At 53.0% G+C, this 20,245-nt stretch carries 28 protein-coding genes and 1 pseudogene; 17 read left to right on the forward strand and 12 right to left on the reverse strand.

Annotated features, from left to right (window positions below):
* Positions 1 to 252: 252 nt before the first annotated feature.
* The 4 genes from Q1B13_RS25655 to Q1B13_RS25670 form a co-directional block, all read right to left on the reverse strand.
* Entirely contained in the window at positions 253 to 426 is a 174-nt protein-coding gene (locus Q1B13_RS25655; RefSeq protein ID WP_299800765.1) for a hypothetical protein, read from the reverse strand.
* Positions 427 to 968: 542 nt separating this feature from the next.
* The gene (locus Q1B13_RS25660; protein WP_298938323.1) at positions 969 to 1,217 is read right to left on the reverse strand and encodes a ParB N-terminal domain-containing protein; all 249 of its coding nucleotides are present in this window, start codon (positions 1,215 to 1,217) and stop codon (positions 969 to 971) included.
* Between the two features lie 18 nt (positions 1,218 to 1,235).
* On the reverse strand, positions 1,236 to 1,946 hold the full coding sequence (locus Q1B13_RS25665; protein ID WP_299085629.1) for a hypothetical protein: 711 nt from the start codon (positions 1,944 to 1,946) through the stop codon (positions 1,236 to 1,238).
* 190 nt (positions 1,947 to 2,136) lie between these two features.
* The gene (locus Q1B13_RS25670) at positions 2,137 to 2,823 is read right to left on the reverse strand and encodes a hypothetical protein (protein ID WP_299800768.1); all 687 of its coding nucleotides are present in this window, start codon (positions 2,821 to 2,823) and stop codon (positions 2,137 to 2,139) included.
* A 736-nt stretch (positions 2,824 to 3,559) separates the two neighbouring features.
* Between Q1B13_RS25670 and Q1B13_RS25675 the strand changes: the two genes are divergently transcribed.
* The 4 genes from Q1B13_RS25675 to Q1B13_RS25690 all read left to right on the forward strand — a co-directional run bounded on the left by Q1B13_RS25675 (position 3,560) and on the right by Q1B13_RS25690 (position 5,977).
* On the forward strand, positions 3,560 to 3,856 hold the full coding sequence (locus tag Q1B13_RS25675) for a hypothetical protein (protein WP_298938038.1): 297 nt from the start codon (positions 3,560 to 3,562) through the stop codon (positions 3,854 to 3,856).
* 411 nt (positions 3,857 to 4,267) lie between these two features.
* Entirely contained in the window at positions 4,268 to 4,624 is a 357-nt protein-coding gene (locus Q1B13_RS25680; protein WP_298938037.1) for a nucleotide-binding protein, read from the forward strand.
* 249 nt (positions 4,625 to 4,873) lie between these two features.
* The gene (locus tag Q1B13_RS25685; RefSeq protein ID WP_299085631.1) at positions 4,874 to 5,407 is read left to right on the forward strand and encodes a dihydrofolate reductase family protein; all 534 of its coding nucleotides are present in this window, start codon (positions 4,874 to 4,876) and stop codon (positions 5,405 to 5,407) included.
* A 3-nt stretch (positions 5,408 to 5,410) separates the two neighbouring features.
* A complete protein-coding gene (locus Q1B13_RS25690) occupies positions 5,411 to 5,977 on the forward strand; it encodes a hypothetical protein (protein ID WP_299085633.1) in 567 nt (188 codons plus the stop codon).
* Positions 5,978 to 6,115: 138 nt separating this feature from the next.
* Here the strand turns inward: Q1B13_RS25690 and Q1B13_RS25695 are convergent, their stop codons facing one another.
* Entirely contained in the window at positions 6,116 to 6,409 is a 294-nt protein-coding gene (locus tag Q1B13_RS25695) for a helix-turn-helix transcriptional regulator (RefSeq protein ID WP_298938039.1), read from the reverse strand.
* 72 nt (positions 6,410 to 6,481) lie between these two features.
* Positions 6,482 to 6,904, reverse strand: a pseudogene (locus Q1B13_RS27120) (Ada metal-binding domain-containing protein); the annotation flags it as partial.
* Here Q1B13_RS27120 and Q1B13_RS25705 point away from each other — a divergent pair.
* A complete protein-coding gene (locus Q1B13_RS25705) occupies positions 6,829 to 7,743 on the forward strand; it encodes an EamA family transporter (protein ID WP_298938027.1) in 915 nt (304 codons plus the stop codon). The pseudogene Q1B13_RS27120 and the gene Q1B13_RS25705 sit on opposite strands and share 76 nt — an antisense overlap.
* Before the next feature lie 287 nt (positions 7,744 to 8,030).
* Here the strand turns inward: Q1B13_RS25705 and Q1B13_RS25710 are convergent, their stop codons facing one another.
* Positions 8,031 to 8,384: a RidA family protein gene (locus Q1B13_RS25710; protein ID WP_298938026.1), complete on the reverse strand. Its 354-nt coding sequence runs from the start codon at positions 8,382 to 8,384 to the stop codon at positions 8,031 to 8,033.
* A gap of 218 nt (positions 8,385 to 8,602) precedes the next feature.
* On the opposite strand from Q1B13_RS25710, the gene Q1B13_RS25715 reads away from it, so the two are divergent.
* Positions 8,603 to 9,502, forward strand: a complete 900-nt coding sequence (locus Q1B13_RS25715) for a DMT family transporter (RefSeq protein ID WP_298938025.1) — start codon at positions 8,603 to 8,605, stop codon at positions 9,500 to 9,502.
* 29 nt (positions 9,503 to 9,531) lie between these two features.
* Here Q1B13_RS25715 and Q1B13_RS25720 read toward each other — a convergent pair whose 3' ends face one another.
* Positions 9,532 to 10,029, reverse strand: coding sequence for a methylated-DNA--[protein]-cysteine S-methyltransferase (locus Q1B13_RS25720; protein ID WP_299085635.1), 498 nt, complete (start codon positions 10,027 to 10,029; stop codon positions 9,532 to 9,534).
* Entirely contained in the window at positions 10,026 to 10,586 is a 561-nt protein-coding gene (locus tag Q1B13_RS25725) for an Ada metal-binding domain-containing protein (RefSeq protein ID WP_298938023.1), read from the reverse strand. The genes Q1B13_RS25720 and Q1B13_RS25725 overlap by 4 nt, the downstream gene beginning before the upstream one ends.
* 198 nt (positions 10,587 to 10,784) lie before the next feature.
* Here Q1B13_RS25725 and Q1B13_RS25730 point away from each other — a divergent pair, with 198 nt between their 5' ends.
* Together Q1B13_RS25730 and Q1B13_RS25735 are read left to right on the forward strand one after the other, a co-directional pair.
* Positions 10,785 to 11,180 carry a GFA family protein gene (locus tag Q1B13_RS25730; RefSeq protein ID WP_298938022.1) on the forward strand — a complete coding sequence of 132 codons (396 nt, stop codon included), beginning with the start codon at positions 10,785 to 10,787 and terminating at the stop codon, positions 11,178 to 11,180.
* A gap of 245 nt (positions 11,181 to 11,425) precedes the next feature.
* The gene (locus Q1B13_RS25735) at positions 11,426 to 12,346 is read left to right on the forward strand and encodes a helix-turn-helix domain-containing GNAT family N-acetyltransferase (protein ID WP_298938021.1); all 921 of its coding nucleotides are present in this window, start codon (positions 11,426 to 11,428) and stop codon (positions 12,344 to 12,346) included.
* Between the two features lie 138 nt (positions 12,347 to 12,484).
* On the opposite strand, the gene Q1B13_RS25740 is transcribed toward Q1B13_RS25735, so the two are convergent.
* Together Q1B13_RS25740 and Q1B13_RS25745 are read right to left on the reverse strand one after the other, a co-directional pair.
* The gene (locus Q1B13_RS25740; protein ID WP_299085636.1) at positions 12,485 to 13,159 is read right to left on the reverse strand and encodes a histidine phosphatase family protein; all 675 of its coding nucleotides are present in this window, start codon (positions 13,157 to 13,159) and stop codon (positions 12,485 to 12,487) included.
* A gap of 151 nt (positions 13,160 to 13,310) precedes the next feature.
* A complete protein-coding gene (locus tag Q1B13_RS25745) occupies positions 13,311 to 14,033 on the reverse strand; it encodes an SOS response-associated peptidase (RefSeq protein WP_298938019.1) in 723 nt (240 codons plus the stop codon).
* Positions 14,034 to 14,098: 65 nt separating this feature from the next.
* On the opposite strand from Q1B13_RS25745, the gene Q1B13_RS25750 reads away from it, so the two are divergent.
* The 4 genes from Q1B13_RS25750 (at position 14,099) to Q1B13_RS25765 (ending at position 16,607) form a co-directional block, all read left to right on the forward strand.
* Positions 14,099 to 14,419: a hypothetical protein gene (locus Q1B13_RS25750; protein WP_298938018.1), complete on the forward strand. Its 321-nt coding sequence runs from the start codon at positions 14,099 to 14,101 to the stop codon at positions 14,417 to 14,419.
* A gap of 237 nt (positions 14,420 to 14,656) precedes the next feature.
* Positions 14,657 to 15,574 carry an ArdC family protein gene (locus Q1B13_RS25755; RefSeq protein ID WP_298938017.1) on the forward strand — a complete coding sequence of 306 codons (918 nt, stop codon included), beginning with the start codon at positions 14,657 to 14,659 and terminating at the stop codon, positions 15,572 to 15,574.
* A 95-nt stretch (positions 15,575 to 15,669) separates the two neighbouring features.
* Positions 15,670 to 16,248, forward strand: coding sequence for a hypothetical protein (locus Q1B13_RS25760; RefSeq protein ID WP_299085638.1), 579 nt, complete (start codon positions 15,670 to 15,672; stop codon positions 16,246 to 16,248).
* Entirely contained in the window at positions 16,245 to 16,607 is a 363-nt protein-coding gene (locus Q1B13_RS25765; protein ID WP_298938015.1) for a hypothetical protein, read from the forward strand. Before Q1B13_RS25760 ends, Q1B13_RS25765 begins: the two co-directional genes overlap by 4 nt.
* A gap of 120 nt (positions 16,608 to 16,727) precedes the next feature.
* On the opposite strand, the gene Q1B13_RS25770 is transcribed toward Q1B13_RS25765, so the two are convergent.
* Positions 16,728 to 17,039 carry a hypothetical protein gene (locus Q1B13_RS25770; RefSeq protein WP_298938014.1) on the reverse strand — a complete coding sequence of 104 codons (312 nt, stop codon included), beginning with the start codon at positions 17,037 to 17,039 and terminating at the stop codon, positions 16,728 to 16,730.
* 178 nt (positions 17,040 to 17,217) lie between these two features.
* On the opposite strand from Q1B13_RS25770, the gene Q1B13_RS25775 reads away from it, so the two are divergent.
* The 5 genes from Q1B13_RS25775 to Q1B13_RS25795 all read left to right on the forward strand — a co-directional run bounded on the left by Q1B13_RS25775 (position 17,218) and on the right by Q1B13_RS25795 (position 20,231).
* Positions 17,218 to 17,691, forward strand: coding sequence for a hypothetical protein (locus Q1B13_RS25775; protein ID WP_298938013.1), 474 nt, complete (start codon positions 17,218 to 17,220; stop codon positions 17,689 to 17,691).
* A gap of 102 nt (positions 17,692 to 17,793) precedes the next feature.
* Positions 17,794 to 18,390, forward strand: a complete 597-nt coding sequence (locus tag Q1B13_RS25780; protein WP_299085640.1) for a hypothetical protein — start codon at positions 17,794 to 17,796, stop codon at positions 18,388 to 18,390.
* 47 nt (positions 18,391 to 18,437) lie between these two features.
* A complete protein-coding gene (locus tag Q1B13_RS25785) occupies positions 18,438 to 18,881 on the forward strand; it encodes a DUF2958 domain-containing protein (protein WP_366871143.1) in 444 nt (147 codons plus the stop codon).
* A gap of 95 nt (positions 18,882 to 18,976) precedes the next feature.
* Positions 18,977 to 19,738 carry a hypothetical protein gene (locus Q1B13_RS25790; protein ID WP_299085641.1) on the forward strand — a complete coding sequence of 254 codons (762 nt, stop codon included), beginning with the start codon at positions 18,977 to 18,979 and terminating at the stop codon, positions 19,736 to 19,738.
* 106 nt (positions 19,739 to 19,844) lie between these two features.
* Positions 19,845 to 20,231: a hypothetical protein gene (locus Q1B13_RS25795; protein ID WP_299085643.1), complete on the forward strand. Its 387-nt coding sequence runs from the start codon at positions 19,845 to 19,847 to the stop codon at positions 20,229 to 20,231.
* Positions 20,232 to 20,245 lie beyond the last annotated feature (14 nt).

Consider the following 20,245-nt stretch of genomic DNA (forward strand, 5'->3'; position numbering starts at 1 on the left):
CTGACACACGACCGCAATCAACGACGACAATCGCTCAGAAACTTCTTGCAAAACCGGGGGCATCCACACATGGCCCGAAGCTGCGTATTTGGGCGTTAAGTGGAACAAGAGAAGAACATGTGTAATTTCGGTCATTCGCGCCACCACGCATGAGTTTACGCAGAGCGGGACAAAGCTGCCGTCCAATCCGCTGCCTCATAAGTCGGTTATCGGTAACGCGTTTAGCATCCGAGGATTCAAGGGCCAAAACCTTCAAGCACTCTCTGACGCAGACTTGGGGCCCATGAGCCGTTCAAGTCGATCCGAAACATCATCTTCTTTTAGTTGCGCCATATTGGTGCGCCCAATCATCAAGCCTGCGCAGATGAAGTACCAACGAAAGAACCATGGGGCGATGATTGCCAAAGCTCCAATCCCTAGGACCATGCTTAAAATGGCCCCAAATATCCCCGCCTTTTCAAGCAGAACGACGACCAAGATGCCAAACGGGATCATTGGCAAGAAGAACCAAACCCATAAAGTTCCGAACGCGAATAGGGCGAGCAAAGGTCTCTTCGTGCTGCCTTAAGCGTCCAAGCTTCATGCCGGGTGAACCGCAGATTTATCAAATTGAAAACCGTTCAAAACGAGATGCTCCATGGTTTTCTAATACGCTCAATTCCATCATCCAAACACGGTCTCTTCGTACGGAAATTGAATAGCAGACATTTGTTCCAAGTGCAGCACCTGATAACATGGGCTCGGTGCCGTCGTTCACTGCGGATCGCAGGGACTACTGGTCAAAAGAGCCCTTTGCAGCCTTTGAGGCGCAACTTGATCGCTGCCGGTGCATTCGGAGGGTTGTGGAGTTTAAGCGGACATTTCCGAAGTTCGGCCAAACGGCCATTAATTACGTTGGCGACCCCGAATGACTGTCAATGCTACTGACGTTCTCTGATGAGTTACCAAATTTCAAACAAACATTCTTTTCAGTGCAACCTCGCACGCACGAGGTATGCTTCTATTGTATAGCCACCGAGAGCTCGAATGGCCTCCAGACGATGAAGGCCCTCAATCAAAACAAACCGCTTGCTATCAATGCGCAGTTGGATTGGAGTCTTTTGGCCGTTCTTAAGTATGTCCTCTGCAAGGTCTAAGACTCTTTGCTGATCCAGTGATTTTGCTCGTTTCACAGGAACATAGATTAGCTCAATCGGGTAAGGTTTTATCTCAAGCATGGATCGTAAGGCATCCTTTCAAGCGTTGGATTGGGTTCCCAAAACCGCACGAACCGCATCTCGCAATTCCGGATGCATAATCCAGGTAGCCGGTTCGTTAGTATTGCCGATGTGAGAATAGGCGACTACATGAGCTTCGCCATTTTCGCGCGCGGTCCTGGTCTCCGAGAGGTTCGGCGCCAGATATTCAGAAACCATTATCCCCACACTTTTGAATGCTTTAACGGTGACCTCACGAGATTTGTAGTCTGCGGCGTTTGTGAGTTGACCGATAGTCAAACCTTCCTTGCCCGCGATAGTAAGGGCTTTGAGCATTGCAACCTGGGCGTCGGAAAAGCTGACTTGTTGCAATGCCTCAACATATTCCCACTCGGCAGGCACATATGTCCCGGAGTTTTCTTCTAACCGGCGCATCTGAATACGCTGCCCGTCTCGCTCTTCGAGTAGCTCTTTTAATGCGCGGATAGCCTTCTCGGGTGTGTCTCCAACTGCATCAGCTATCATGGTCTGGGTTTTTGCTGGCGGTTTCGGGAACGCTCTTGCAACGCAAGTCCCACTCAGTACTCCGGCTTTTATCCAGTATTTACCGAATTCTTCTTCGGTAATCCCCGACACGTCGGCAACCCCCTTTTTTCGGACGCTGCGGTCCTGAAAAGTCCGTTGTTCCAGACCAAGTCCAATCGTAGCAGAGTTTTGGAGCGTTACATGGAAATCCTTTTTGCGCATCATAGAAACACGACGACTATAGCTGCGACAATAATTCCAGCAACAACGAGATATTTCACTGCCGTGAGTCTGCGTTGTGCAATTTCCGCTTTGAGACTTTTTCCCAGCTTCTCGTCCAGAGATTTATGGTTCACCAACATGTCCTTCTTGGTCAGACTATCTAAGACCCTTTGGCCCGTGATAAATTCTTCTTCTAATCATCAACACATGCATCCAACTGACGTATGAAAGGTCGATTGCATGCCCACCCATCGCCTCTGCGGTTGAGATGCGCATTCTGGGGAATGATGACGGGCTGGCATTCGTCCATGTCAGCGCGGAAACCACGTTCGCATTCCCACCCGAATTGAGATTCTTCGGAAAAGTAAGCGTTTTCGGGGATGTTGAGTGGGATACAGCTTGCGTCGCTTGCTGTGAAGCCGCGCAGACACACCCAACCCGTAGAACTGCGTCTGTCTGTCAAGCGACCATTCTTCGGAACAGAAATCTCGACACATTCGTCATTATCCATCCGAAATCCCCATTCACAATGAGTTTCCTGAACACCGAATCGGGTCGCAATGAAGCCATTTCGAGGGGCTATGATTTCCTCGCATTCGTTTCCGATGCGGCGGAATAAGCGATTACAGCTCCACCTATCGCCTGTCGATGTAATGTAAGCGTTATCAGGAACATCAAGCTGTTCACATTGCTCGCCGATAAGTTGGGAACCATGATTGCATTCCCAACGCCGACCATAGGAATTGCCGGTGAGATAGGCGTTGTCTGGCACAATGGTGCTGCGACATGAATTTCGAACTCTTTCATACCCGTCATCACAGATCCAACCTTCTCCCCCGTTGTCTCTATGCGCGTTGGCTGGAACAGTCTGAGCCAACATTGGCGTTACGGGAAAAGCGACAAAGAATGTGAAGCTTAGACAAGCAAAGAGCTGTGTCGCACCCAACCACATGCGTTCGGCTGCAGGCAGACCGTCACAGGGTGAGATGCTTGTACTATCGGGCATCATACCGAACTCTTCTGAGCCAATTAAGCAAGTGAACAGGCTTCCTTTTGTGCAGGATAACGATTGGCACTCGGTGAGGGACTAACGCCACCACCCTGGCGCAACGAATTCATCGCGAACCCCTTGCCCGACAACTGTCACAGCAGGAGTACATGCTACAATTTTATTGAAGACCATTGGTTCTCGAAGTCGGCAGCATCGCGACGACGAATTGAATTCACCAATGCGCTCTTATGTTGCCATGTCTGGTGAAAGTCAATCCGATTGCCCCTTATGGAAGTCCTCTTCCGCGCATATTGCTGCCGTTAGCGATGCCCAGTGCCGCAAACGCGGCGAAGGTCTGCTGTGTGGCCTGACAACATCAGTTGCTTCGAGCCCTTTCTGTTTGAACACTGCCGACTTGCAGCCCACCAGTTTCGTGGACGGCTGCAGCGACACCAGTGTTAACCTGATTGAGGTCCTCCGTTACGGAATGGTGAAGCAAATAGGGGTCAACTTGAAGCCTTTTCTCAAAACCTTGACGTGTCAACGCAATAAAACTGAGCCACAGATTGCCAGATTGGTCCCACACACAGCGTAGCAAACACGCTCAACTGAAAGGGACCAAGACATGAAAAAGACACTGATTACATCCGTCACCGCCTTCGCCATTGTTCTGAGTGCTGGAACGTCCATCGCCGACCCGCTGCGCGACCACGGCCAACGTGGGTTTGCGCGTGACATTCGCTCATCAGTTTCGCAAGCACGTAACCACGCTGATGGGATGGCCGATATCCGCCGTCATCGCGAAGATGATCCGCAACCCCTTCTGAATACAATTAACATCGATGATTGGACTTGTGGTTACGGTGATACACAAAGGCCTCCAATCATACCCAGGATATGCCCCAGAGTTCCGCCAGGATGATGCGTTGCCTTTCGGGAATGGATTGAAGGGGGTGGGATAATGACTGACGCCCTGAGCGCGGGAAATGGCCTCATGCACACGTTGCCTGCTAACCCTAGTCTTGTCTGCAGTGTCGCCAGAGAAGCCTTTAGGTCGACCGGGGGTTTTGTCCGCTCAGCCGACATTACTTGCCGAATACCCCAGCTTTCAGCCGGTCCAGTTTTGGGCCGGTTGTTTCACTGAAAGCAGTGTAACGGGATCGCTTCAAACGGGTGCTATCGGGCTGAAACCTGACCAGGGCAGGTATTGCCCTACGGCAACGCCCCTTGGCCCGAATAGCAAGAGTAGCGGAAATAGCAGCCCAGCGGTCATAATTTCGCCCGCACAATCACATAGAGTTTAACAATCGGTTAATTCTATTTGAGTGGATTCATGCGCATTCTGTACAAGCTTCTTTCTGTCGTCTTCCTGTCATTCGTTCTGGCCGTCTCAGCGCACGCTGGCGAAATCACGCCACGAGACGCAGCCCAGCATGTCGGAGAGCATTCAACTGTTGTTGGCGTAGTCAGCCAAGTAGCGAACAGCGGCAAAGGAACGACCTTCATCAACTTCGGCGGTCGATATCCAAATCACACCTTCTACGCCGTCATCTTCAAGAAGCATGGCCATAAGTTCCCAAGCGTCTACGGGTATGAAGGTAGGACCATTGCTATCACGGGGACTATCAAGCTGTACAAAGGCAAGCCGCAAATCATCCTGAGTTCGCCGGATCAGGTCCAGGTTCGATAGGCGGCAAAATTTCCATAGTCAGAGAAAATGCCTGATCCTTTCCGATATCACGGAAAGAAACCGAGCCCCGTCCCTTTTGTAGGCGGCTATCGGGATGCAACTCTTGCGTAGCCCAATGTCGGCTCAGAGCCCAAATTACGTGATGCCGCGCACTGCACCAACGTCTGCATCCTACTTGGCCCGCCCATCCATTGTAGTTTCTTGATCCATTAATTATACAGTGTATAAATATAATCTTTGGAGACTACAATGCCTACTGGACACGTCATGATGGCCATCACATTAGATGGGTACGTCGCGCGAAAAAACCACTCGCTGGATTGGTTGATGAAACAGGATACAGCTGATGAAGATCATGGGTTTGCCGAATTCCTCGACAACATTGATGTCATTGTCATGGGTAGAGGATCATTCCGCACAGTATTTGGGTTTGATGTCTGGCCATATGAAAAACCCGTTGTCGTTTTAAGCCATTCACTCACGAGCGAAGACATACCGCCCGAACTAGCTGGTCGGGTAGAAGTCGTCGGACTATCACCGCAAGATCTTATGGCCGAGATGGGACGCCGCGGTTGGCACCGTATTTATGTCGACGGAGGCGCCATTGTGCAGTCCTTTCTCAAACTGGGTCTGATTAACGATTTCAAACTGGCAATCGTCCCCATTTTGCTTGGAGACGGCATCCGATTGTTCGGAGATCTAACATCAGATGTTGATCTCGAACTTACGCACACAAAAGCCTTCCCGTCAGGGTTAGTGGAACTGAGGTATAAAGTGGTCTGACCCATGCAAGAGGTGAAACGCAGAGGAAGACCGAAGAAGCAAGCGGTCAGCGTCGATAAGGCGGCTGTCTTGCGATGCGCTCATTCGATTTTAGAGACGCAAGCGTTGGATAAATTAACCTTTCGCGCCCTTGCTGCGGAGCTGGGTGTAACAGCAATGGCTGCCAAATATCACGTTGGTAGCCGGGACCAAATGCTGAGTGATCTGGCTGCTCAGATATTTGAGGGTATTGATGCCGACGTTTCGGGCGAAACACTAAGCGCAGAGCTCCGGCGGTTGTTGGTTCGCTATTGTGAACTTGTTTTGAAAAATGCCGACCTTGTTCGATTTCTGCTGAGCAAACCTGATTGTATGCCAAAGGTACTGAGCGAATTCACATCGCAAGTCCGCCAAAGAACTCAGGCTATGAATGATGGTGATACTGGCGACGTTATGCTGAACTTGTTGATCGACTATATTCACGGCTTTGTCTTCGCAGCGGATGCAGCTCCAAGAGAAGTTACCCTCACCTTGGATGACTGCATGAGGAGCATTGACTGGCTAATGAATGTTACGGAGAGCAGACCTTGAATTGTTCTGGATGAAAGACCGTTTTGTCCGCATTATGGCCGTCTCATGAGGACCAAGTGGGTGTCAGCGTTGGTCTAACAATCGGTCAAAACCTTACATTTGTGTCACCGGCGCAAAGGACCGTCTTCGCCGCAAAGGTTAAGCTTTTACCTTTCGGCGTAGGGACGATGGTGGTCTGCCATAAAGTGCCTTGAACACATCATTGAAGCGGCGGACGCTCTGAAATCCGGCTGCAAAGGCAATTTCAGACAGGGCCATATTTCCTGCATCGATCAACCGTTTTGCACGTTGTACCCGTGCGGTTGCGGCGACCTGGCTGGGACTCGCACCCGCATGTTTAGCAAAGAGCCGCGAAAGGTGACGTGATCCGATGCCGAGCTTATCTGCGAGATCATTGACGTTGTTTACATCTAAAAACCCATCTTCGATCATTCGTAATGCACGTCCGACTGTGGTAGCTGTCCCAAGCCATGCGGGACTGCCAGGTGCCGTTTCTGGGCGGCAGCGCAGGCAAGGGCGGAACCCGGCGCGTTCCGCCGCCGCTGCGGTCGGATAGAACGTGACATTGACGGACTTGGCTGGCCGCACAGGGCAGACGGGGCGGCAATATATCTTGGTGGACCTAACACCGGAAAAGAACAAACCATCGAAAGATTTATCACGCGCAATCCTTGCACGGTCACAGGTTTCAGCGTCAGGAAAGGTTGGCAGTATGTCGTCCATTCTCTCTTGTCGCGTATGGCGCAGGCTTACGTCTAGCTGGAATCGGACCTGATCGGGGGATGGCGTCCGATTCCAGCCAGCCCAGTCGCGGCTTGAATGCGATACCTGAGAAAATTCAAAGGTATCCCATGTCTCAAACCCCGCAAAACAAGTTCCTCGAAATCGGCCTGTTGGTAATCCTATCATTCTTGTGGGGGGCTTCATTCACGCTCATCGAAGTGGCGATAGATACAATTCCGCCTGCTACAATCGTTTTTGGCAGGCTTGCAATTGGCGCATCGCTATTAATGCTGTTTGCGTTCTGGCGCGGTGTCACCTTTCCTAGATCACCAGCAAGATGGGGCGCGCTACTCTTACAGGGTATCCTGCAAAGTGCGCTTCCTTTCACACTCATCAGTTGGGGCCAAAAATACATCGACAGCGGCCTTGCTGGGCTTCTCAATACGACGCCTCCACTGTTTGTCTTCCTCATCGGCTTCTTTCTGTTGCGGGATCGGAGTGCAGGAGTGCCGCAGATCACCGGCATCTCTCTGGGATTTGCAGGTGTGCTGGTCATCATGGGACCGGCAGCTTTGGCAGGCGAAGGGAATTCTGTCCTTGGCCAACTTGCGATTACAGGTGCCAGCCTGAGCTATGCTGTTGCCGCGATCTACGCCAAACGGTTTTCTGATCAACCGCCTGTGCTAACGGCAGCCTGTTCCATGGCGTTTGCTGCATTGCTGATGTTCCCTGTCTCGCTTTGGGTGGATGATCCTTTGAGCCTAGCCCCGACTGCTCCGGCTATCGCCGCCGTTGTCGCTATGGGCGTGTTCTCGACAGCAATCGCAATGGCGATCTACTTTCGTCTGGTCCGAACCCTTGGCCCACTCGGCGTCACGACAGGGAGCTATATGCGGGCGGGATTCAGCGTTCTTTTGGGCGTCTTGCTCCTTGGCGAAGCCCTTTCACCAACGCTCATCATAGGTCTTTTGATGATCTTTGGGGGCGTCGCAATCGTGACCGGACATCTCAAACTGCCAACTCGAAAATCTACAGCTTCATAGGAGAAAATCATGTATTCGATACTGCTTGGGATGCTCAGACTATCTTGCTCAATCGGACGGGTGGACAGCACGTCACTTCACAAAACACCAACCAAATACCCTGTCATCACGCCCGAGTGTTTTGGGTATTGATCAAGTTACTCCGTGCTACGTAGTTTTACCCAAAACCAACCGTCTTTGCCACATTTTACTCAAAGCTGCCCATCGTACGGATCGCCTCGGAGGTGCCAAAAGAACCCAAGTTGACAAATGCGCAGGCCAAATGAATGGCTGCTCACACTTCTCGATCAGATAACCTTCGCCGTCACCACAATCTCAACCAGACATCCTTCGTCGAGATCAACGCCGATACACGCACGTTGCGGCCAGTTCTCTTCTGGTCCGATCCAATCGATCCAAACAGTGTCCATTTCCGGCTTCTGCTTTACGTCGCTGAGATAGACCGTCGCCTGAAGCAACCCGGCTCTTCCGCTCCCGGCTTTTTCGAGGATGCGGTTAAGTTCATCCAGCGCATTCTGCGTCTGCGCTAGGATTCCATCTGAGCCCTGTGGATCAGTCGCGACTGCGTAAACAATTCCATCTGACACAACAGCTTCGCAACGGCCCAAACCCTCATATGGAAATCTTGTTGCGTCCACCATCACATCCCCCGTGTCACATCGGTACCAAAGCAGCGTAGTGCATCATCAGCTGGAACGTCCATTCCGAAAAACCGACATTTGAACCGACAGGGCGGCGTAATGCCTTGAAGGCAGAACGATGGGCATATCGTTGGGGAAAATGATCAGGTCCTAAAAAGGCCAGCCTAGTCAGCTCTGAGCACGTACATCTTTCGCAAAACAAATAGGAAGATGTGCACATGAAAATGACAGCTTCGGATTGGGGACTGCTTGGGCTCCTGTCGGTATTATGGGGTGGGACGTTCTTCTTCACCTCAATAGCTGTGGGTGAACTACCGCCACTGACCGTTGTCTTTTTGCGGGTCAGCATCGCAGCTCTTGCCTTGTTCATTTACCTAGGGATGAGAGGCATTACATTGCCTCGAAACAAGCAAGTTTGGCAGGCGTTCCTGACGATGGGATTTCTGAACAATGTCATCCCGTTCAGCCTGTTCTTCTGGGCACAAACGACCATACCGGGTGGTCTTGCTTCAATCGCAAATGCCGCCACCCCCGTTTTTTCAATAGCCGTTGCTCATGTCATGCTGGCGGATGAAAAATTCACTGCGAACAAGTTCTTTGGTGTTGTTTTGGCCTTGATAGGTGTTGGTTTCTTGTTTGGAGAAGAGGTTTCATCAGGGGCAAGCGTGGCCATGCTTGGTCTTGTTGCATGCCTGACGGCGGCGCTCTGTCAGGGCTTTTCAGTCGTGTACGGTCGACGGTTCAATGCACTAGGACTATCCAGCTCGGTTAGCGCATTGGGTCAGCTTGTTGGAACAACCATCATCATGGTGCCGGTCATTCTGTTGGTCGATCATCCTTGGACACTGAGTAGGCCCAGTACGGCCGCTGTTGGTTCTATTATTGGTATGGCGCTTTTTTCAACAGCACTGGCCTACTTGATATTCTTCCGCCTCCTCGCGACTGCGGGAGCTGTGAACGCCTCACTGGTCACACTTTTGATCCCAGTCAGTGCAATACTGCTTGGGACTGGGTTTCTGGGAGAGGTATTGGCTACAACACATTTTGTCGGGCTGGCACTAATCTCCTGTGGCTTATTGGTGATTGACGGGCGGATGTTTCGATTGCGACGCGCCTAATGGTCACGCATGCTGCGTCAAAGTGAGTTTTAGAGAAGCTTTTTCGAAGGACTTTCCAGGTCCAACAAGAAGCGTTTCGTGTCGATGCCGCCGCCAAACCCGGTCAGCTTGCCGGTTGATCCGATAACGCGATGACAAGGTATGATGATAGGGATCGGATTAGATCCATTTGCGGCCCCAACCGCTCGACTGGCCTTGGGTGTTCCCAGCTTTTCCGCCAAGCGACCATAAGTCCGCGTCGCGCCAAAGGAGATCTCCATGAGCAATTCCCAAACCCGCTTCTGAAAATCCGTTCCATGAAGGGTCAAAGGCAAATCAAACACCTCAAGAGACCCCGAAAAATACAACGATAGTTGTTCTTTCACGGCGTCAAAATGAACATCGGACATGGTCCACGCTGGCTGAGGTCCAAATGCTTTGCGACCGCCAGGAAAGCTTAAAAAATGTAGTGATTTCTGGTCGCCAGCCAAAAGGAGACGCCCGACGGGGCTGTCGAAATACGTATAGAATAGCGGTATGTTCTTCATGCTTTGGGTCTTCGAATGGATGAAGGCGAACGCCCATAAAGCTCTAGGAATGCGGCATTGAATCTGCGGACGCTGCCAAAGCCTGATTGAAAAGCGATTTCGGTGATCGGAAGCGAACTGTCACTCAACAGACGTTTGGCGCGCTGGATACGAACGGTCTTCGCAACTTGCATCGGTGATGCCTCTACATGCCGCAAGAACAATCTACTCAAATGGCGTGCGCCCACGCCCAATTTAGCGGACAACTCATCGACTGTACCGTTGTCGAGCGCCCCTTCTTCTATCAGGCGTAACGCGCGCGTGACCGTTGTCTGTGTCCCATTCCACGCTGCCGAAAATGGTGCCGTTTCTGGCCTGCACCGCAAACAAGGGCGAAATCCTGCTTTCTCCGCCGCTGCCGCTGTTGGGTAGTAGCTGACATTCTTGGTCAGCGGGTGCTTTACAGGGCAAACCGGGCGACAATAGATTTTGGTCGTTCGAACGGCCGTGAAAAACACGCCATCGAAACTTGGGTCGCGCCTGATTCGGGCGGCATTGCAGGTTTCAAAGTCCAGCATTGCGATACCTTATCTGTTCAAGCCACGGCTCGCGAGCCTTCGCGGATGATCGCGTCCGAAACCGACCAGTATCCGGCTCGACTTCGGATAGGCGGGTCGCCTAGAGTTCCGGAAAGCACAATGCTGCGGGAGGCCATGAGAAAGCCCCGAGCAGAGATATAGCAATCGAAATGAATGTTGAAAGGTGAGGAGGGTATCATGCGTGGCAGTTGTCTATGTGGTCGGGTCAAGTACCTCATTCAGGGTGCACCAAGGCAAGTGGTTGGGTGCCATTGTACGCAATGCCGCAAATCTTCTGGGCATTATGTTGCGGCCACGCAAGTTGAAAACCAACACCTTCAAATCGATGGACAGCCAAACATCACCTGGTTTCAGTCTTCGGCCACTGCACGGCGTGGGTTTTGCAAAAACTGTGGAAGTCAACTCTTTTGGGCGAGGCTGGACAGTGCGCATACCTCGGTCATGGCGGGAACAATTGATGGAGGCACTGGACTGAGAATGGATCGACAACTCCACCCCGAGACAAAGGGTGACTATTATTCACTGCCTGACATCGAAATAGTTGACCAATCCTCTCTGAAAAAGGGTCAATAGCGCGGAAAATTTGGACTATCTTTGCGCCTAGGTGTGCTAGCGAAGCGGACATTGGCGCAAGCGCAGCGAATGGCGTTGTTTCTGGGAGTTGTCGTTAGTCGATAGCGCGGAGAAAGTGTCTGGAGAGCCCAAAGTTCTAGTTTGTCGCGTTGCGGCGAATGTCCAGTGTGTACTAGACAGGTTTAAGATATTAGTTGTATTATGCAACTATGAATCAAGTACTCACAACACCCCGCATAGACAAAATGCGCGCAGCTTCACGACATATCGTGCGCGAGCTTGGCTTTATGCAGAAGGGACTGGCTGGTACAGAGTTATCCCCATCTGCGGTGCATACAATCATTGAGCTTGGATATGGCACAGTAGCCAATGCGAGTGACCTTGGCTCGCTTTTGCATCTGGAAAAGTCTAGTGTCAGCCGCCTTGTTCAAAAGCTGGAAAATGACGGTCTGATTGAGGTGAGGCCTGACCCAATTGATAAGCGCTCCCGCGTTCTTTCGTTGACGCAGAATGGGCAAAACCTACTCGACGAAGTCGAAGGGTTCGCGCGGCGGCAACTTCATTCCGCCTTGGACGTACTATCGGCAACCGACGTCTCTCAAATTGAATCGGGTCTCATCCTGTTTGCAAAGTCTCTGAGCACAAGAGGCGAGCGAGTGACGGACGCAGTGCCGGGCGTCGAGGTACAGGAAGGTTACCGTTCGGGCGTCATCGGTTCAGTCGCGCAGCTGCACGCCACCTTTTACTCAAAACACTACGAATTTGGCGCTATTTTCGAGCGTAAAGTCGCCTCTGAAATGTCGGAATTTATGGGTCGCATCGACAATCCTTTGAACACGACATTTTCTGCCTACGTCGGCGATGAGCTGCTGGGGTCTGTCTCTCTTGATGGCGAGGATTTGGGCGACCGCGTTAGCCATCTGCGGTGGTTCATTGTCAACCCAAGAGCGCAGGGTATGGGCATTGGAAACCTTCTGATCGACAAAGCTACCGCCTTTGCGGATGACAACGCTTTTGATAGCACGCGCCTGTGGACGTTCAAAGGGTTGGATGCCGCACGGCATCTATATGAGAAGCACAGCTTCACGCTGGCCAATGAGACACCTGGAATGCAGTGGGGAACAGAAGTGATCGAGCAGGAATTTGTGCGTCAACGCGGTGCCTAATGTGGCGTTTTCTTCCCTATGTTGCTGCATCCTTCACGGGCATACAGGTTGGCGTCTACCAAAAAAGTCAGATGACTGCATTGCGCCCAAAATACCGGTTGCTGCATTTTGCGCAAACGACCACCTTTTGCTGCGTCGTTATTCGACGAACACTTCGGTCCGGTTGCGCAGCTCGAAAAAACCATCTTGAGGCTCGTTCAGTTGGAATACCTGTTGCTGGGACAGGTCAGCATAAATGCCGCGAAAAACTCGGGAGGTCAGGCCGTGACAAACAACCAGGTTTGTTGCAGCCAGTGATACCTCTTCATACCATTTAGATACGCGCGCATTCACATCGGCGTACGACTCCCCCGACGGGGCTGGGACATTCCATTTGTCTTCCGAGCGCGCCTGCCATTCTTCGGGGTAACGCGCTTTAATCTCGGAGGTGGTCAATCCCTCCCATTTACCGAAGCTACATTCCATCAATCGAGGCTCATAGATTATCGCCTCCTCGGATAGCCCAAGCTCCTGGACCATTATCAAAGCTGTATGCCGTGCGCGCCCAAGTGGGCTAACGAAAACGGCAACTTCTCCGTCCAGAGAAAGATGAAGCCGCAGTCTACTTGCATTCTCTTCGGCCTGAAGCTGGCCTCGTTCGGTCAAGGGCGAGTCCAGGTGCCCCTGTCGCCTGCTTTGTGCGTTCCACTCGGTTTGGCCGTGGCGAAACAAGTAAATGTCGGCGTTCGCATTCATGTTTTGACAAACCTGTGTGTGTTTTGCCCAAACGCGGTGTTCTGGGGATAGAAGAATGTTATTCGTTTGCTTGCTCAATGCAAAGCTGCCGTTGGCGCATTCGCAGCGAAATGGCGCTTTGTCCGCTTACCGGACGCATGCAGGCGCAGAGATCAAGTAGCTTGAGAAAGGCGGGTAAGGGCTCGCTAGGGAACTTCGCTATGAAGGTCGCAACTTCAACCGGAACTCGTCACGCTGCCGTTGTCGGATCTGCCTTTCCACCTGTGAACGCGAGGCGCAACGCATTATCAGACAGGGGACGCTGCAAGGCTTTGGCGTCGTCAGCAGTTCCGTTCAACCAAGTTTCAAATTCAGCTTCCGTTCGTAGCAGAACCGGCATCGCCTTCGGATGGATCGGCGCGACAATGCCGTTGGGCTCTGTTGTAAGAAACGCCATCGCCGTAACTTGCGCACCTGAAGCCTGCAGCTCGGCATCGGCCTTTTTCCTTAGACCGTCGTTTTCCCAATCCCATCGGCGCATAACTCCGGCGAAAGCAAAAGGCGGTCGTTCCGTCTCGCCAGCCAGTCGAAACCAGCTCGCGGCCTTGATCGGCTTGCCTGTTGCTCCAGGGATCTTCTCTGTCGGGTGGTATTCCGAAAATGAGGATGCCGGTACAAGGCATCGTTGGGATCGATCCTTGATCACATGCTCCCAAGGCCAACCGTCGAGATTCCGAACGTTTGTAAGCCACGTCTCATACTTTTTGTTTTTGAATCTGACCTTCTTCCACCCCCACCGAGCGATACGCAATGATCTGTCACCAGCGTCATCAGCCGTTACGATCACCGATTGACCATCGGGAAAGATCGCCGGTTGCGCCGATGCGTTGCCCAGCTCATCGCGTTCTGGGGGCACATCGAACAATTGCCGCATCGCCTCTTGCGTGGTCGTATTCGAATAGAGGTTACACATTCAGACAGGCTATGCGCGGAGTTCGCTTTGGACAAGATGGCAAGCGTTCTTTATTTGTTCTCACTATGCCTGCTTCGAATCCACCCATACGCGCGCATCCCGCCAAGCCGTTTCGAACCATGAAGGACGCGGCTCGGTCGCACCAGGTCTTGACCCTGCGGTGCAATCTTTGCCGCCGTCGCGTTAGCTATCTCGCTTCCGATCTCGTTGAGATCGTCGGCGCCGACTGGCCCGTCCATATCCCTCCATTTGCCTGTCACAAGGATGGCTCGGAATATGTTCAGGTCGAGGTTTGGAATCCACGAGCTGAAGACATTGGCCGCGTTCCCGTTCGCCGCCCTGGCCGCGTCATTCAGACGTGGCAAACAGTCATGCTCGGAGATTAAACGCGCACCGAAAATCCATCCTCTTCCCCGATGGACAATGGGCAAAATGCCCAATTCGGCGCTCCGCTTCTCAAGTTCTTTCCACACCTAACTCGCTACCGCGATACTCGACCCAAAGACCGTGGCCAGCGATGGTCCGGTGCAGAGTTCCAGTATACCTAGTAACCCTCGTCACTCCCAAAAGCGAAAGAAAGCTTCCGGTCATGGTGATTTTCACCAAAGACCCAGGAGGCCGTTATGGGCAAACCGAAATTCAACATTTACGAACATGTGACTGAAACGATCTTTACCGAGATGCAGGCGGGAACCGTGCCCTGGCGCCAGCCGTGGAGCGGTGGCAGTGGTTTGGCACTGCCTCTGCGATCCACTGGCGAGCAGTATCGGGGCATCAACGTCCTGATGTTGCTCATCGCCGCCATGAAACGCGGCTATGATTGCCGTAGCTGGATGACCTATCGCCAGGCGCAGGAACTGGGCGGTCAGGTGCGCAAAGGTGAGAAATCTACCACGGTCGTGAAGTTTGGGACGATCACCAAGGAGGGTGAAACCGACCCGGTCACCGGCGCAGAGGGTGAAGAACATGCTCGCCGCTATGCGCGTGCCTACCGCGTGTTCAACACCTGCCAGATCGATGGCCTGGATGAACACTGGTATGATAGGCCCGCGGCACAAAAAGAGTTTGGCACGCAGAGCGATCCGGCACTGGATGCCTGGTTTGCATCTTTGGGCGTGCCCATCGTGCATTCAGCCGATCCACGCGCTTACTATCACATGGTTCGGGATGTCATCCACATGCCGCGCGTTCAGACCTTCGAGAGCGCAGCTGGGCTCTACGACACGTTAGCACATGAGGAAGCTCATGCGGTTGCGGTAGAGAAACGTTTGGGCCTGACTTTCGAAGGCAAGACCGCAGCTCTGAAGTTGGCAACTGAAGAATGTTTCGCTGAGTTAACCGGCGCGATGGTTTGTGCCCGGCTTGGCGTTCCAGCGAGCGCCAGGCAGAACGCGGCTTACATTAAGCATTGGCTTGAGATCTTAGGTGAAAGTAACGGGGCTGTTTTCAGGGTTGCCTCTATGGCGCAAGCCGCGGCGGATTGGATGTTTGCCAAAGCCGGAGATCCGGACTGCGACATCCCAGCGGTTGCGGCCGAGTAAACCCGTGCCTCCCAGGTCACCAGCAGCGGTAAGAGTGAGAGGTGGCTTGGGTTTCTTTTGATCCCGTTGGGTGGATCGAAAAAAAGGAAACCAAAATGACAGATTCCATGACTGCTCTCCCCGCTTCTGGAAGATTCAACAACCTATCCCAGGGTGACACGCTGGGCCGATTTGAATGGTTCGAGCTGGTTGCCTGCCGAACTAATGAACTTGAGGGATGCGTTGTTCAATGTGAAGCCGGGTCCGCCGAATTCTGGGGCATCTACGGACGCTCCAACGAGGGCACGCCCGAAAGCCCGGAACATCTTGCCACAGCCATCCATGATTCAGAAACGGCACTGGAAGCCGTGCGGATCGCGCGGCAGATTGCGGTCGAAACCGGCAAAGGCTTCGTCTCCGGCGACAACCAGTTCGGCCATTTTCCGAGGCGGGTCGGTATTGGAATTTGGCCTGTTGCTGAATTCACCGAGATTGCCGAAGATCTAACCATGGCGATCCACGAGGATCTCGATGAGACCATCGACGAGGCAGATCGGCGCGACGATGATTTCGACAACCACCCACTGGCGAACCTGCGCGAGGCTTTTGTCGAGTTTTCCGATTACTCGGGCAGCGATCAGCGCGACCCATACACCTCACTTGATAGTCAACCCGAAGGAGGGGATCGCGAATGACGCGCAGGATCGAAATGCGATGCACAGGTTGCGGCAGCACCGATGTTCGCCGCGACGCTTCTGCCGAGTGGGATCCCGAAGTGCAGGATTGGGTAGTCGTCGACACCTACGATCAGTCATGGTGCAATAGCGACAAATGCGATGGTGCAGACTGTTTTACTGAACCCTTTGACATCGACACTGGTGAAGAACTTCGCGAACCCCCAGGCTCGTTTAAGTACATTCCCAAGGCTAAAGCCGATGCGCTCTGGGCCGCTGAGAGTGAAGAGTGGATGGCTGAGTGCGCAGCACGCAAAGAACGGGAAAAACACGAACAACACATCGGTGAAATCGAAGAGATGTTCGCGGCAGCCCATTAGCCGTGCCGTTCGAACTGACGTTGGAAGAGCGTTCCAGATCAGGAGAAGCGTTCTTTGTGATCCGGGACTTTTGGGCGAGCAGGGGATCTGTCGCCCAAACCCGCCACAGCGACGTTAGCCTTACCTTGGCTTGTTGCTGTCGATCCAGCGGGACATCAGGTTGCGATCGCGAAAGCATTCGTCCGGAACAGCGCTGCGCTTGATCCGGGCGATGCGCTCGGCAAAGGCCACCTGCTTTGAGCTTGGCCGGGTATCGTGTACGCGGGGCGTTGTACGTTGCGTATCGATCCACTGGCTGAGCGCTTGGCGATCCTGCTGGATTTCCCAGGGCAGAACCACATTCTGTTGCTCCGCGAGTTTACGTGCATAGGCGAGTTGCTTGGCCGTGGCTGGCAGCGCGGTTTGAGATTCCGAAATGGCAGGTGCAGACATCGGTATTTCTCCTTCAGCAGCATTGCTTCATTGTAGAACAAACCGGGTTCAAAGGCAATCATATAGTGTCTATAGGATTTTGTCGTACCACATATGGTATTGCTGGGTGAAAGTAAGAGGAGGCTTCTTTTGCTGTGTCCCTAATCCGGGGACAAAGACCACCAGCGAGGATACTCCCATGAAAATCGAACTGAAAAACATCAAATACGCGGCCTTCGCCTCAGAAGAGACCAGCTGCTACACCGCCAGCCTGTATGTTGATGGCAAAAAGATCGGAGAAGTCTCCAACGACGGTAAGGGCGGGTGCGATCTCTTCAGGGGCGATCATGTCGCCTACAAGGAGGCTGATACCTGGTGCCGACAGAACTTGCCCAAATGGTCACTGCCCGAGTTTTCCGACGAAGAGCACGAAACAGATCTTGAGCATCACTGCGGCAGTCTTCTGGAAACATGGCAATACACGAAGGACTACAAACGGCTGATCAAGATCAAGGTTCTTTTCATCTTTCCCGACAAGCCCGGCGTTTATGAGATCAAACACCGAGGCCAGGCTGAGCGGGTTGTTGAAAAACTCCAAGCGCAGCACCCCGGAATCCGGATCCTGAACACGCTGCCACTGGATGAAGCCGTGGCCTTGTTCCGAAGCGCGTAGACCGTCGCGGCCGATTTCTGACCTTGCCCCCAACTCCGAGAGGAGAAGGGGGTCTTTTGCTGTGTTGTGACCCGATTGGGGTCGAAACAACGGGAGAAACCCATGCAAATCACTTTCAATCGCTCGATGATGGACGGGAAAACAGAACCAACAGACGGACATTTGTTTCTTATCTATCACGAGGCGCGAGCGTTTCCATTTGTTGCCCACGCCATAGCCGGCGGATACGCGATTTCTCACCTGTTGTCCGGTCGACGCGTCGAAAACTGCACAGCGAGTGTTACCGAACCGGTGACACTAGACGAAGCAATCTCTGGATTCCGGGCGCGGGTCGATATTGGAGCTACCCAGCTGGACTACTTGGAAGAGAAAGCCTCAAACTTTCCGATCATGAACCCGGGCTGGAAGCTCTTGATTGAGCGTCGTGCCCAGGGTGTCCGCGAATTCACTGAATTGTCCACCGTGCATCTGCGCCCTGAAGATCTGCAGGTCATTGGAAACCTGATTGCCAGCGAAGAGTGGGAGTCGGGCTTCAACGGATCGACCGGCGTGTTTGTCTGGCTCGGATACAAAGCCAGCAAATTTTGCCCTGATACGTTGAAAGTCATACTGGCGAACCTCGATACGGACTACGTGCTGTTCGACCGCGACGCGCCAACACATCCCCGCTTTCCTGAATTTGCGGATCTCTGGGATTGACCCTGCGCTCTCGGGCCGTGCAACTTCGTAAGATTCTTGGTGCCGTAGTGATCCGCCCGGCCGGTCAAAAAGTAAAAGCAGGCTGTTTATTTGAGCGATTCCGATTTGGTGGATCGAGCAAAAAAAGGCAAGACATCATGCAATTACTAACCAGTGAACAAGAATCTCAACTGCTGACCAATGGCAAGAAGCAGGCTGCAGTTCGGGGCACGGCTGACGAAATCGACTTCGAACCCGTGGTCAAACTGTTCAACCCCTACGGTCCGGGCACATGGCTGTTGACTGAACTGGATCCGGAACAGCCGGATATTGCCTTCGGGCTTGCCGATCTCGGCTATCCCGAACTTGGATCTATCTCGATGTCGGAACTCAAAGAGTGGCGGCACCCATTGCTTGGCCAAGGTATCGAGCGGGACCTGTATTGGTCGCCGCAAAGAACGCTCAGCGCGTATGCCGACGAGGCGCGAAAGGCTGGCTATATCGCTGCCTGACGCAGGTCCCTGATCCTGAAGCCCGCTCTTCCGAGGAAGAGTAGGCTTTTTCTTTTGTGAATTCGATCAACGGAATGAGCAAAGGACAAAGAGCGATGACTTCGACAAATGACTTGATGAACCACAAGCGGCTGGCTTTTGTACCGCAAACAGACGGCAGCACTGAGGTACGCTTCGACATGAATGGCTTTGGCGATGATATCGTTTGTCGCTACTGGCCAGTCGCGGGCCCGAACCGAGACCCGTGGTCTTATGAGCTCGAGACCATCCAGGGCAAAGGCGGCACCTATTCACATCCCTCTGAGCATGGCTGCAAGATTGCCATCGTAAAGCATCTCGTAGATGCAGGGCTGATCGGGGCTGTGCAGGACAATTCTCACCTCGACGATCGCAACCAGGTTATCGCTGCAGATCTGAAAGCCGCCCGTGAGACTTTCACCGGAAAGCCCACTGTGGGCGACTTCGTAGTGATGCCTGTTGGGAGCGTGGAGCGCTGTTGCCAGGATGCCGTACATGGCATGCAAACTACGGATGGAGGGAGCTTCTTTGTTCATGCGAGCGGCAAGGGTAGTTTTTCAGGCGCGTTGAATCGACCCCAGCTCTGGGAGTATTTTCAGGACACGGGCGAGACCCGGTTGGGCAAGTTCTGGTTCTTCTCACACAACCACACTGGCGCCGGCCGCGGTGTCGATGTGTTCCTCCCATGCAGGGTGTTTCAGCTGGTGCCGTTTACAATGACCGAGGAGCAGGCTCGTGTGCATCCAAAAGCTCAGGCCACAGCCGAGGTCTGGGGTGAGAACCATAGCGACCATCTTCTCGTCATCTCCAGGCTAATGGCTGGTCAGCCGTACTGCTGACCTATCTGGATCAATCTGCCCATATCGAGGCCCCGCTCCGAAAGGAGAAGGGGCCTCTTTTCGTGTGATCTCGACTGACGGATCGAAGAGCACATGGAGGCCACCAATGGCACAGGATAAAACCGTTCACAAAAAGAACCTGAAAGACAATCTCTGGCGCGACCTGCAGGTCTATTACGACAAAGGCGGGACAAACTTCTGGAGTTACGAGCCGAAACCCAAGGGCATCTACTTTTTAAGTCACATCTATAGGCTCAATGGCACCGAGGTCAGCAACATCAGAACCTGGTCGACCGGTCAAAAAGGCGATGGCTATCTCCTGATTGTCCCGCTCGAGCGTTACAGCGCCAAACAGCTTCGCCTGGTGCGCGAACGTGTTGAAGCGGATCCCGAGCGGATCCACACAATGCTTGATCAGGGAAAGGTAACTGAGCTGAAGCAGCTGCTGGCAGGCGAAACGCTGACCATCCCAAGCACCGTAGTGGCTACGTAATGAGCAGCAAGCGA

The organism is uncultured Ruegeria sp., assembly GCF_947489545.1.
Lineage (GTDB): Bacteria > Pseudomonadota > Alphaproteobacteria > Rhodobacterales > Rhodobacteraceae > Ruegeria.